This is a genomic window from Streptomyces sp. NPDC050619 (assembly GCF_040654815.1).
Taxonomy (GTDB): Bacteria; Actinomycetota; Actinomycetes; order Streptomycetales; family Streptomycetaceae; genus Streptomyces.
In genome coordinates this window covers 332,084-344,501 of the sequence record NZ_JBFAIR010000005.1, presented here as the reverse complement: position 1 = coordinate 344,501, position 12,418 = coordinate 332,084, and the positions used below count along the sequence as shown (strand labels likewise).

Genomic DNA, 12,418 nt, shown 5'->3' with positions numbered 1-12,418 from the left:
CCAGCTGCTGCGGCAGGGTGTTCACCGCGTGGCCTCCATGTCGCTGGTGGTCGTGTGCACTGGTGGCGTGCAGGGGTCAGATGCGCGCTGATCGCGTGCTGGGGTGGGGATGTGGAAACGGGCCGCGCGGTCGGGTTCCTCCTTCCGCGCGGCCCGTGTGAGGTGCTGGAGGCTTGGGCTAGCCGAGTTCGGGGGTGCCGGTGTGGACAGCCTTCCAGACGCCCTTTTCAACCTGGTAAACCGTCAGCTGCTTGTTGTTGGTGTCGCCGTACTGGTCGAAGGAGACCTTGCCGCTGATGCCTTCGAAGTCGGACTTCTGGACCTCGTCGACGACCGAGGAGCGCAGGGCGTTGATGTCGGAGGGCACTTCGCCGTTGTTGGCGTCGACGGCGGCCTTCACGGCCTTGATGATGGCGGTGGTGGCGTCGTAGGCGTAGGCGCCGTAGGCGCCGTAGTCACCCTTGTAGCCCTTGGACTTGTAGGTCTCGATGAAGGTCTTGGCGGCGGGGAGGGTGTCGGCGGGGACGCCGATGGCGGTGGCGAGGTCGCCTTCGGCGGATGCGCCGGCGGTCTCGATGTAGGTGGAGGCGTACATGCCGTCGCCGCCGAAGAGCGGGATCTTGACGCCTGCGCCCTTGAGCTGCTTGGTGATCAGCGAGGACTCGTCGTACTGGCCGCCGTAGTAGAGCAGGTCGGCACCGGAGTTCTTGATCTTGGTGACGAGGGAGCCGAAGTCCTTGTCGCCGGTGTTGACGTGGTCGGTCTGGACGACCTGGCCGCCGAGCTTCTTGAACTGCTCGCCGAAGATCTTCGCGAGGCCGGCACCGTAGGTCTGCTTGTCGTCGACTACGAAGACCTTCTTCTTCTTGAGGTCGTTGTAGGCGTACTGGGCGGCGAAGGTGCCCTGCAGTTCGTCGGTGGTGGCGGTGCGGAAGTAGGTCTTGTACGGCCGCTTCTTGTCCGTCTGCCAGTTCTTGCCCTGGGTCAGTTCGGGGTTGGTGTTCGAGGGCGAGATCTGGACCATGTTGGCCGAGGCGAAGACCTGCTGCATCGACTGGGCGACGCCGGAGTTCAGCGGGCCGACGGAGCCGACGGCGGTCTTGTCGCCGGTGATGGACGTGGCGTTCTGCTGGCCGGTGGCGGGCAGTGCCTTGTCGTCGTAGGCCTTCAGCTTGAAGGTCACGCCGGGGACGAGCTTGTTCTTGTTGGCGTCGTCGACGGCGATCTGGGAGCCGTACTGGATGCCGAGGCCGGTGGTGGAGTTCTCACCGGACAGGGGGGCGTCGACCCCGATGGTCAGGGTCTTTCCGTCCCCGTTGTCGCCACTGTCGCCGCTTTCGTCACGGGAGCCGCAGGCGGTGAGCGTCAGAGCTCCAGTCGCGAGGACGGAGGTAAGTATCACCATGGAACGTCGCACAATCAGTCCTTTCCGCAGGCACTGCCACCTCGGTGGGGGCGGCTGGTGCCGCGCTGGTACCGAACTCCCGATGGAGCGGTGACTGGCCGTGACTCTAAGCCCGGTTTGCAGGCAGGAGCATCGTCGTGCGCTGGCTTGTGACTTTCTTGTTATGACGGGGTGGAGGGCGGAGATCGCCGAAGGGGGCTCTGGGCCGGTTTGGTGGAGTTTCTCCTCGGTCCGCATTTTGAGAACCTGCACTTCCGGTTGCCCCTTGGGGCAACTGAGCCGGTGCGGGTCGCGGGCGCCGTGGAGGGGCTCGGAAGGGTCGTGAAAGTGGGTGCCGCTGACGATGAGGCAAGGGTGTTGTATTGCGCGCGTGTTACACAGCGTTACGTCGAGAAGGGAAAGGCCTGCATTCAGGGGAGATCGGAACAGTCGGACAGGTCGTGACGGTTCGGTCCCGATGTCACCCGGTGGTGCGCAGGTGGGCCTCGTCCGGGGCGGTCACATCGCGCAGCAGGCAGGTGAGCCGCGCGCTGCACACCCGCCGTCCGTCCTCGTCGCTGATCGCGATCTCGTACGTCGCCGTGGACCGCCCGCGGTGCAGCGGCGTGGCGACGCCGGTGACCAGGCCGGAGCGCGCGCCGCGGTGATGTGTGCAGTTGAGGTCGACTCCCACGGCTATCTTCGAGCTGCCCGCGTGGAGCATCGATCCCACTGATCCGAGGGTCTCGGCGAGCACGGCCGAGGCGCCTCCGTGCAGCAGTCCGTAGGGCTGTGTGTTGCCCTCCACGGGCATGGTTCCGACGACCCGCTCCGCCGAGGCCTCCACGATCTGCACGCCCATCCGGGTTCCGAGGTGTCCCGCGGAGAACAGCGCCGGCAGGTCCACGCCGAGTGCGGCGTACTCGTCGATGACCTCTTGTGGGAACTGCACGTGCTGCTGTTCGCCCATGGGGCCGAGCTCCGTTTCGTCGTGTTTGTCGCGTTCGGTACGGCTGTCTGCTGGCTGAGCAAACGCTCAGTCGGTCGCCGATTGTTCCAGACGTACGACGACGGACTTGCTGGCCGGGGTGTTACTGGTGTCGGCGGTCGCGTCCAGCGGGACGAGGACATTGGTCTCGGGGTAGTACGCGGCGGCGCATCCCCGAGCCGTCGGGTAGTGCACGACCCTGAAGCCGGACGCGCGCCGCTCCACCCCGTCCCTCCACTCGCTGACCAGGTCGACGTACGAGCCGTCGGCGAGCCCCAGGGCCTGTGCGTCCTGCGGGTTGACGAGGACGACCCGGCGGCCGTTCTTGATGCCCCGGTAGCGGTCGTCCAGGCCGTAGATCGTGGTGTTGTACTGGTCGTGCGAGCGCAGCGTCTGCAACAGCAGCCTGCCCTCGGGCAGTTGAGGGTACTCGACGGGCGCGGCGGTGAAGTTGGCCTTGCCGGTGGCCGTCGGGAAGCGGCGCTCGTCGCGGGGGGCGTGGGGGAGGGCGAAGCCGTCGGGATGCGCCACGCGCGCGTTGAAGTCCTCGAAGCCGGGGATCACGCGGGCGATGCGGTCGCGGATGGTGGCGTAGTCCTTCTCGAACTCCTCCCACGGCACCCCGCTGTTCTCGCTCAGCACGCGGCGTGCGAGACGGCAGACGATGGCCGGTTCGGACAGCAGGTGGGCGCTCGCGGGCTCCAGTCGGCCGCGGGAGGCGTGCACCATGCCCATGGAGTCCTCGACGGTCACGAACTGTTCGCCACTGCCCTGGAGGTCGCGTTCGGTGCGGCCGAGCGTCGGCAGGATCAGGGCACGCGCGCCCGTGACGGTGTGGGAACGGTTGAGCTTGGTCGACACATGCACGGTGAGGCGGGCGCGCCGCATGGCGGCCTCGGTGACGTCGGTGTCGGGGGAGGCGGAGACGAAGTTGCCGCCCATGGCGAAGAAGACCTTCGCCTCGCCGTCGCGCAGGGCGCGGATGGCCCGTACGACGTCGTAGCCGTGCTCGCGCGGCGGCGCGAAGCCGAATTCCTTCTCCAGTGCGTCCAGGAAGGCGGGGGCGGGGCGCTCGAAGATGCCCATGGTGCGGTCGCCCTGCACGTTCGAGTGGCCGCGCACCGGGCACACGCCCGCGCCCGGGCGGCCGATGTTGCCGCGCAGGAGGAGGAAGTTGACCACCTCGCGGATGGTGGGCACGGAGTGCTTGTGCTGGGTGAGGCCCATCGCCCAGCACACGATGGTGCGCTGGGAGGCGAGGACCATGCGCAGGGCTGCCTCGATGTCCTGCTGGGACAGGCCGGTGGCGGTGAGCGTCTCGTCCCAGTCGGCGGCGCGGGCGGCTGTCGTGAACTCCTCGTAGCCGTGGGTGTGTTCGCGGACGAAGTCCTCGTCGACGGCGCCTTCCGTCTCCAGGATCAGTTTGTTGAGGAGGCGGAAGAGGGCCTGGTCGCCGCCGAGGCGGATCTGGAGGAACAGGTCGGTGAGGGCGGCGCCGGTGGTGAGGCCCTTGGGGGTCTGCGGGTTCTTGAAGCGCTCCAGGCCTGCCTCGGGCAGCGGGTTGACGCTGATGATCTTCGCCCCGCCCGCTTTGGCCTTCTCCAGGGCGGAGAGCATGCGCGGGTGGTTGGTGCCGGGGTTCTGGCCGGCGACGATGATCAGGTCGGCCTTGTAGAGGTCTTCGAGCAGGACGCTGCCCTTGCCGATGCCGATCGTCTCGGACAGGGCCGAGCCGGACGACTCGTGGCACATGTTGGAGCAGTCCGGCAGGTTGTTCGTGCCGAGCTCGCGGGCGAACAGCTGGTAGAGGAAGGCGGCCTCGTTGCTGGTGCGTCCGGAGGTGTAGAAGAGGGCCTCGTCGGGGGAGGAGAGGGCGGTGATCTCCTCGGCGACGATGTCGAAGGCGCGCTCCCAGCTCACCGGCTCGTAGCGCTCCGCGCCTTCGGGGAGATACATGGGGTGGGTGAGGCGTCCCTGCTGGCCGAGCCAGTAGCCGCTCCTGGTGGCGAGGTCGGCGACGGGGTGCGCGGCGAAGAACTCCGGGGTGACCCGGCGCAGGGTGGCCTCCTCGGCGACCGCCTTCGCGCCGTTCTCGCAGAATTCCGCCGCGTGCCGGTGCTCCGGCTCCGGCCAGGCGCAGCCCGGGCAGTCGAAGCCGTCCTTCTGGTTGACGCGCAGGAGGGTCAGCGCGGTGCGCTTCACGCCCATCTGCTGCTGCGCCATGCGCAGGCTGTGCCCGATGGCCGGGATGCCCGCCGCGGCGTGCTTCGGCTCGGCGACCTGGGGCGCGTCCTGAACCGGATCTCCTGTGGGTGGCTTGGTGGCCATCGCGCACTCTCCTTCGCGCACCGTATGAAGTACGTCTTCGCGCCTTGTACGAAGTACGTCTCCGATCCTCGCACGCGCCGGTGACAACGCCCGCGCCCGGAGGTGCGGGGGGCGTGAGTATTGCTTGCGCCGAACTGACCGGGACCCCCGACTGTCAGTGCGGCGTGGCAGGATCGGGGTCGTGGCAAAGACAGCATCGAAGAAGACCGAGAAGACCGCCGGCGGCGACCGGCCCCGCCTGATGCTCATGGACGGGCACTCGCTGGCCTACCGCGCGTTCTTCGCGCTGCCCGCGGAGAACTTCACCACCGCGACGGGCCAGCCGACGAACGCGATCTACGGCTTCGCGTCGATGCTGGCCAACACGCTGCGCGACGAGGCGCCCACGCACTTCGCGGTGGCCTTCGACGTCTCCCGCAAGACCTGGCGCTCCGCGGAGTTCACGGAGTACAAGGCCAACCGCTCCAAGACCCCGGACGAGTTCAAGGGCCAGGTCGAGCTGATCGGCGAGCTGCTCGACGCGATGCACGCGCACCGCTTCGCCGTCGACGGTTTCGAGGCGGACGACGTCATCGCCACGCTCGCCACGCAGGCCGAGGCCGAGGGCTTCGACGTGCTGATCGTCACCGGCGACCGCGACTCCTTCCAGCTGGTCAGCGAGCACACCACGGTGCTGTATCCGACGAAGGGCGTCTCCGAGCTGACCCGGTTCACCCCGGAGAAGGTCTTCGAGAAGTACGGGTTGACGCCGGCGCAGTACCCCGACTTCGCGGCCCTGCGCGGCGACCCGTCCGACAACCTGCCGGGCATCCCGGGCGTCGGCGAGAAGACGGCCGCGAAGTGGATCAACCAGTTCGGTTCGTTCGCGGAGCTGGTCGAGCGCGTCGAGGAGGTCAAGGGCAAGGCCGGGCAGAACCTGCGCGACCACCTGGAGGCGGTCAAGCTCAACCGGCGCCTGACCGAGCTGGAGCGCCAGGTGGAGCTGCCCAGGACGGTCACCGACCTGGAGCGGGCCGCGTACGACCGCAAGGCCGTCGCGATGATCCTGGACACCCTGGAGATCCGCAATCCTTCGCTGCGTGAGCGGCTCTACGCCGTCGACCCGGGCGCCGAGGAGGCCGAGACGACCCCGGTCGTCACGGACGGCGTGGAGCTGGACGGCAGTGTCCTCGGCACGGGTGAGCTGGCCCCCTGGCTCACCGAGCACGGCACCCAGGTCCTCGGCGTGTCCACGGTCGACACCTGGGCGCTGGGCACCGGCTCGGTCACCGAGGTCGCGCTCGCCGCGGCCCAGGGAGCGGCCGCCTGGTTCGACCCGTCCGAGCTGGACGAGGCCGACGAGCGGGCATGGACGGCCTGGCTGGCCGACGCGGAGCGGCCCAAGATCTTCCACAACGCCAAGGGCGCGATGCGGGTCTTCGCCGAGCACGGCTGGACCATAAGGGGCGTCGCCATGGACACGGCACTGGCCGCCTACCTGGTCAAGCCGGGCCGCCGCTCCTTCGATCTGGACGCGCTGTCCATGGAGTACCTGCACCGCGAGCTGGCGCCCGCCGCCGCGGCCGACGGCCAGCTGGCCTTCGGCACGGACGAGGGCGCCGAGGCCGAGGCCCTGATGATCCAGGCCCGCGCGATCCTCGACCTGGGCGAGGCCTTCGAGGGCCGGCTGGCGGAGGTCGGCGCCGCGGACCTCCTGCGCGACATCGAGCTGCCGACGTCGATCCTCCTGTCGCGTATGGAGCGGCATGGCATCGCGGCCGACCAGGCCCACCTGGAGGCCATGGAGCAGATGTTCGCGGGCGCCGTGCAGCAGGCCGTGAAGGAGGCGCACGCCGCGGCCGGGCACGAGTTCAACCTCGGCTCGCCCAAGCAGCTCCAGGAGGTCCTCTTCGGCGAACTGGCCCTGCCGAAGACCAAGCGCACCAAGACCGGATACACCACGGACGCGGACGCCCTGGCCTGGCTCGCCGCCCAGACGGAGAACGAACTGCCGGTGATCATGCTCCGGCACCGCGAGCAGGCGAAGCTGCGCGTCACCGTCGAGGGCCTGATCAAGGCGATCGCGACGGACGGCCGCATCCACACGACCTTCAACCAGACGGTCGCCGCCACCGGCCGCCTGTCGTCGACGGACCCGAACCTGCAGAACATTCCCGTCCGTACCGACGAGGGCCGGGCCATCCGCCGCGGCTTCGTGGTCGGCGAGGGCTTCGAATCGCTCATGACGGCGGACTACAGCCAGATCGAACTGCGCGTGATGGCCCACCTGTCCGAGGATGAGGGCCTGCTCGAGGCGTTCACCTCGGGCGAGGACCTGCACACGACGGCCGCCGCGCAGGTGTTCTCGGTCGAGCCCGCCGCTGTGGACGCGGAGATGCGCCGCAAGATCAAGGCGATGTCGTACGGCCTGGCATACGGACTGTCGGCCTTCGGCCTGTCCCAGCAGTTGAATGTCGAAGCGGCCGAGGCCCGTGCGCTGATGGAGGCGTACTTCGAGCGCTTCGGCGGCGTGCGGGACTATCTGCGCCGGGCGGTCGACGAGGCGCGGGCGACGGGCTACACGGCGACGCTCTTCGGGCGTCGCCGCTACCTCCCCGACCTCAACAGCGACAACCGTCAGCGGCGTGAGGCGGCCGAGCGCATGGCCCTCAACGCGCCGATCCAGGGCACGGCCGCGGACATCGTCAAGATCGCCATGCTGAAGGTGGACCACGCTCTGCGCGCGGTGGACCTCAAGTCCCGGATGCTCCTCCAGGTCCACGACGAAATCGTCCTGGAGATCGCCCCCGGCGAGCGAGCGGCCACAGAGGAACTGGTCCGCGCGGAGATGGCGAACGCCGTCCAACTGCGCGCCCCTCTGGACGTCTCGGTGGGCTCCGGCGCGGACTGGGAATCGGCGGCGCACTAGCTTCCGGGGAGGCCTTCGGCGGGGTGCGGGAGGGGTTGGTTGGGGTGCGGGAGGTTTCGGTGGGGTTGTGGGAGGTGTTGTCGGGGGTGCGGGAGCCTTTGGTGGGGTTGTGGGAGGTGTAGGCGGGGGTGCGGAAGCCTTTGGTGGGGCTGCGAGAGGTGTAGGCGGGGATGCGGAAGCCTTCCGGCGGGGCTGCGCGGATTCGGTCTCGGGTCAGTGACCAGGGGCTTCGGCACATTGAGGCGCCGAGAGCCTGTCGCTCGTGCGCCGCTGTGCACGCGCCCCGCACTGCGGGGCCCGGGCGCTGCCGAAGCGGCCGGAACTCCTGCGCACGCACGGGGCCCGGCGTTGGTGAAGCGGCCGGAACTCCTGCGCACGCACGGGCCCCGGCGTTGCCGAAGCGACCCGAACCCGTACGCATGGGCCCGCCCACCCCGCGCCACCTCGCTCCCGCCCAGGAGGGCCCCGTCACTCGCGTGGCCCCGGCGAAGACGCCCCTCGCCGCCTCCGCCCGTAAGGATGCGGGCATGGGTATACGCATGCTCCATCGCCGGACGGCCCACGCGCGGGCCCAGGCCCAGGCGCGCGCCGACGCGGCCCCGCCTGCACCGCCCCCGCCGCCGGTCCCGGCCTTCGCGGCCACCGCAAGCACGGCCCGGATTCCCACCGGCCCGGCGACAGCCCTGCGCCGTCGTGTCACTACCGCAAGCATCGCTCGCATTCCCGTCGGCCTGGGGATGGTTTCTGCGGCGCGGCACCGCCGCAGGCGCCGCCCGCGTCCCCGCTGATCTGGCGGCGGTTTTCGGCCGTGTCACGGCAAGCGCTGCCTGCACCCGCACCGGTTCGGCGGCAGCCCTGCGCCGTCGTGTCACTGCCGCGAGTAGGGCCCGCATTCCCGTCGGCCTGGGGACGGTTTTGCGCCGTGTCACTGCCGCAAGCAGGGCGCGGATCCCCGCCGATCTGGCGGCAGCCCTGCGCCGTCGTGTCACTACCGCAAGCATCGCCCGCACTCCCGTTGGCCTGGAGACGGTTTTGCGCCGTGTCACTGCCGCAAGCAGGGCGCGGATCCCTGCCGATCTGGCGGCGGTCTTGCGCCGCGTCACCATCGCGAGCGTCGCCCGCGTCCCCGCTGATCCGGCGGCAGCCCTGCGCCGTCGTGTCACTGCCGCGAGTAGGGCCCGCATTCCCGTCGGCCTGGGGACGGTTTTGCGCCGTGTCACTGCCGCAAGCAGGGCGCGGATCCCCGCCGATCTGGCGGCGGTCTTGCGCCGCGTCACCATCGCGAGCGCTGCCCGTGTCCCTCTGATCTGGCGGCGGTTGTGCGCCGTGTCATCGCAAGCGCCGCCCGCACCCGCACTGGTTCGGCGGCAGCCCTCCGCCGCCTTACAGCGCCCGGCGCCGCCCGCGTCCCCACCGGTCAGGCGATGATTCTGCGCCGGGCCAGCACTGCCCGCGTCCCCACCGGTCAGGTGATGATTCTGCGCCGGGCCAGCACGGCGAGCACTGCCCGCATCCCCACCGGTCCGGCGGCAGCCCTGTGCCGCCGACTCACCAGGCCAGGCGCAGCCCGCATCCCCACCAGCCTCGCGGCGATCCCGCGCCACGCGACCGCAGGTCTCCGGCTCCGGTTTCGGCTCGGCCGCCGTGGCCGGGCGGGGCGCCGTACGACAGCGCGAGGCGGCCGTCTTGCGGCGGTGCGGTGATCTCCGGCGCGGTTACCTGGCCCTTGCCCGCACCCAGCTGCCGCCGCACCCCGCTGCCGCTACTGCCGTCCCGGCCGCTCCCCACCATCACGGTGTTCACGGCGGCACTCGGCACCGTCAGCGAGCGGCCCCGCTGCGCTCCCGGCCGTCCGCTCCCGAACCGTTCGGGGGCAGAGGCGCCGGACGCCACCTCCTGACCGCCACGGCGTACGGCACCACTGCCAGGACCAGCCCCGCGCCCGCCCCGAAGCACAGTGCCGGAATCAGCTCCCAGGGCTTCACGGTGGTCACCTGGTCCTGGGACGACCACCAGCGCGTCGCCTGCCCCACCGCCGCGACCAGCGCGCAGCCGCCGATCACGGCACCGGCCCACCACCGGTCCCGCAGCGACAGCACGGGAACCCCGACCGGCTCGGCGGTGCCGGGCATCCGCCGTAGCGCGTAGGCCACGAACACGGCGATCACGACCGCGCCCACCGCCGAACCGCCGTACTGCAGGTACCACCACAAAGGGGAGCCCCCGACCTCCCGGCCCAGGGCGGGAAGCAGCCGCACCCCCCACCGGTCGAGATGCGTGAACGCGTCCCACACGACGTGGGTCAGCGCACCGAGCGCGGCGGACACGTACCACCACAGCACCGAAAACGGCCGTACGCGCGCGCGTGGCGCCCCGCAGCGCAGGAGCGCTGCCACCCGGCCCCGCCGCGCAGACGGAAGCAGCGCCACCAGGGGCTCGCGCACCAGCACCCACAGCCCGACCAGCGCCCAGGCGACGAGCACGTCGACCGTGAAGACGCCCGGGAAGGAGTGGGTCACCACACCGAACTCCATCGCGCCGGACAGGACACTCCCCGCGAAATAGGTCATGTCGGGAGAGAAGGATCCCGCGACGAGTACGGCCGGAACCAGCGGTCCCCGGCCGGTTCCGTCGGTGCGCACGGCGGGCAGCACCGCCGCCGCATGGCTCAGGGTGAACGGCAACAGGGCTCCTCGCGACGGACGTTGGCGGACATGTGCGAAAGGTCGGACCAGGTGATCGCTTCCGCTCGGTATCAGTGACCAACCATGCCCCAACCGGATATGGCCAAGGGGTGAAAATCGGGCAGGAATGGGTGCCTCAGGAAAGGAAGTTGTCGTAGGGTCACCTGGGTCACGGCGCTGGGGAGCGTCGGTCGAACAGACGAACAGAAACGTCGAGTACGGTCCGACCAACAGACACGGGCGCTCGGGCGTCCACGGGAGGGGTTCACTCTATGGCGGCGCAATTCGGCAGGAGGCTGCGCAAGGGGGCGGCAACCACCGCCGTGGCCGCGGTCGCGGTCGCGGCTCTGGCCGCCTCCCAGGCCCCGGGGGTGACGGACGACGACCAGAACAGGCCGACCGCCGCCGGAGCCGACACCGCACCCGACGCGACCGCCGACGACGGTGGCGGCGGCGCGACCGGCAACTCGCCGTACTACACGGACCTGCCGCCGCTCAACAGCCCCAATCCGAGCCCCTCGCCGACGGCCGGCGCCACCACCGCACCGCAGGGATCCGCCGAGGCCGGCATCCCCGCGACCGTCCTCGACGCGTACAAGAAGGCCGCGGCCGAACTGCGGACGGCCAAGCCCGGCTGCAACCTGCCCTGGGAACTCCTCGCCGCGATCGGCAAGGTCGAGTCGGGCCAGGCGAGCGGCGGCCGCGTCGACGCGAACGGCAACACGACCACCGCGATCCTCGGCCCGCAGCTCGACGGCAACGGCTTCGCGCTCATCAGGGACACCGACGGCGGGCGGTACGACGGCAACAGCGCGTACGACCAGGCCGTCGGCCCCATGCAGTTCATCCCGTCCACCTGGGCGTGGGCGGGCCGCGACGGCAACGGCGACGGCACGAAGGACCCCAACAACGTCTACGACGCCGCGCTCTCGGCCGGCCACTACCTGTGCCGCTACGGCTGGGACCTGTCCTCGCAGAGCGACCTCGACAGCGCGATCCTCAGCTACAACAACTCGCAGGACTACCTGAACACCGTCCTGTCGTGGCTGGAGTACTACCGCAAGGGCACCCACGAGATCCCGGACGGCACCGGCACCCTGCCCGGAGGCCGCAGCGACGACAGCGACGGGGCGAGCCCCAAGCCGTCGCCCCCGGCCTCGGACACACCCAAGCCCCCCAAGCCCGGCGGCGGCTCCCAGAGCCCGACCATCCCGCCCGGATCGACCCCGCCGACCACCCCTCCGAGCACGAGCCCGCCCACCGCTCCGCAGACCCCCACCGACACGGTGGACCGCCTGAAGGACGCGTTCACGGCGAAGCTCACCGCGACGGCGGGCGACGCGTTCACGGAGAAGATCCGCACCCGTGCGGAGACCGAGACCGGCAAGGCCGTCGCCAGGGTCCGGATCCGCTTCACGATCGCCGGCGACACCGACACCACGTTCAGCGGCGGCGAGAGCGTCGCCACGGTCGTCACCAACAGCACCGGCGTGGCCGTCGCACCGACGCTCAAGGCGGGCGAGAAGACGGGCGGCTTCACTGTCCGCGCCACGGTCGTCGGCCGCTCGATCCCCGGCCTCGACTACGCGGCCACCGTCACCCAGCGCGCCGCCGACACGCTCACCCGCACCAGCGCCACCGCGCTGACCTGCCCGGCGGGCGGGGCGTTCGCCGACCAGGTCGAGGTGAAGGCCACCTACAAGGGTGCGGTCGCGGACAACGTGGCGGCCACCGCCACGCTGATCAAGTCGGTGCTCGACCCGACCGAGAACGACGAGGGTCCCTACTTCAAGGACGCGGACGGCAAGGCCGTACGCACTCTGAAGGGCCTGGAGACGGACGCGAACGGCCTGCTGAAACTGCCGAAGCTGTACGCGGACGACACCACCGGCACGTTCATGCTCCGCATCAACACGGCGGGCGGCGCGACGCTCAACGTCATGCTGACCGTGACGGCGGCCGCGACGTCGTCGTCGCCCAGCCCGTCGGAGAGCCCCTCGGCGAGCCCGTCGGAGAGCCCGTCACCGAGCCCCACCGCGTAACCCTCCGTACGAGTACGGCCACGGCGGCGCTCCTCCTCCGGGAGGGGCGCCGCCGTTGTGTGTGCGACGTGTTCTCATCTCACC

At 70.3% G+C, this 12,418-nt stretch carries 7 protein-coding genes; 2 read left to right on the top strand and 5 right to left on the bottom strand.

Annotated elements, in window-relative coordinates:
* Window positions 1-178: 178 nt before the first annotated feature.
* From AB0I77_RS12345 to AB0I77_RS12335, 3 genes are all read right to left on the bottom strand, one after another.
* Complete coding sequence (locus tag AB0I77_RS12345; RefSeq protein ID WP_363282393.1) at window positions 179-1,405, bottom strand: branched-chain amino acid ABC transporter substrate-binding protein; 1,227 nt, start codon at window positions 1,403-1,405, stop codon at window positions 179-181.
* A 460-nt stretch (window positions 1,406-1,865) separates the two neighbouring features.
* Window positions 1,866-2,354 (bottom strand): hotdog fold thioesterase, encoded by a 489-nt coding sequence (locus AB0I77_RS12340; RefSeq protein ID WP_363282392.1) that lies wholly within the window; start codon window positions 2,352-2,354, stop codon window positions 1,866-1,868.
* A gap of 66 nt (window positions 2,355-2,420) precedes the next feature.
* Window positions 2,421-4,700: an FdhF/YdeP family oxidoreductase gene (locus tag AB0I77_RS12335; RefSeq protein WP_363282391.1), complete on the bottom strand. Its 2,280-nt coding sequence runs from the start codon at window positions 4,698-4,700 to the stop codon at window positions 2,421-2,423.
* 181 nt (window positions 4,701-4,881) lie between these two features.
* On the opposite strand from AB0I77_RS12335, the gene polA reads away from it, so the two are divergent.
* Window positions 4,882-7,608, top strand: coding sequence for a DNA polymerase I (polA, locus tag AB0I77_RS12330; protein WP_363282390.1), 2,727 nt, complete (start codon window positions 4,882-4,884; stop codon window positions 7,606-7,608).
* 1,548 nt (window positions 7,609-9,156) lie between these two features.
* Here polA and AB0I77_RS12325 read toward each other — a convergent pair.
* Both AB0I77_RS12325 and AB0I77_RS12320 read right to left on the bottom strand, forming a co-directional pair.
* The gene (locus AB0I77_RS12325) at window positions 9,157-9,411 is read right to left on the bottom strand and encodes a hypothetical protein (protein WP_363282388.1); all 255 of its coding nucleotides are present in this window, start codon (window positions 9,409-9,411) and stop codon (window positions 9,157-9,159) included.
* A gap of 17 nt (window positions 9,412-9,428) precedes the next feature.
* On the bottom strand, window positions 9,429-10,292 hold the full coding sequence (locus tag AB0I77_RS12320) for a DUF4184 family protein (RefSeq protein WP_363282386.1): 864 nt from the start codon (window positions 10,290-10,292) through the stop codon (window positions 9,429-9,431).
* 272 nt (window positions 10,293-10,564) lie between these two features.
* Here AB0I77_RS12320 and AB0I77_RS12315 point away from each other — a divergent pair, with 272 nt between their 5' ends.
* Window positions 10,565-12,334, top strand: coding sequence for a lytic transglycosylase domain-containing protein (locus AB0I77_RS12315; RefSeq protein WP_363282385.1), 1,770 nt, complete (start codon window positions 10,565-10,567; stop codon window positions 12,332-12,334).
* The last annotated feature ends 84 nt before the right edge of the window (window positions 12,335-12,418 follow it).